The sequence below is a fragment of the Bacillus sp. SIMBA_074 genome (assembly GCF_046534555.1).
Classification (GTDB): Bacteria; Bacillota; Bacilli; order Bacillales; family Bacillaceae_G; genus Bacillus_A; species Bacillus_A mycoides.
The window spans coordinates 1-355 of record NZ_JAWRYM010000195.1; the positions used below are offsets into that span (position 1 = coordinate 1).

The 355-nt window shown below is 48.5% G+C and carries 1 protein-coding gene; it reads left to right on the forward strand.

Going from position 1 to position 355, the window contains the following annotated elements; all coding sequences use genetic code 11:
• Positions 1–27: 27 nt before the first annotated feature.
• Positions 28–355, forward strand: a 328-nt coding sequence (locus SB773_RS30465; RefSeq protein ID WP_410593941.1) for a CapA family protein, incomplete at its 3' end; no start/stop codon positions are given.

A 355-nucleotide genomic window follows, 5' to 3' on the forward strand; every position in this document is an offset into this window, starting at 1 on the left:
GGCGATATCATGGTACATCAGGAGCAAATGGACGCAGCCTGGAATCCCGCTACGAAAGCGTATGATTTCAGACCTTTTTTTACCCGTGTGGAGCCGTTGTTTAAAGAAGCGGACTGGGTTATTGGGAATTTGGAAACAACCATGAGTGGAAGTGGAGTGGGATATACTGGATACCCAATGTTTAATTCGCCAGAATCACTTGCCCCGACTTTGAAAGAGGTAGGATTTACGGCTGTATCCACTGCGAATAACCACTCGCTGGATCGAAAAGAGCAGGGCGTCCTCCAGACAATCAAGTATCTGGATCAAGCCGGTATCTTGCACACAGGGACATTTGCAAGTCCCGAAGAGCGTG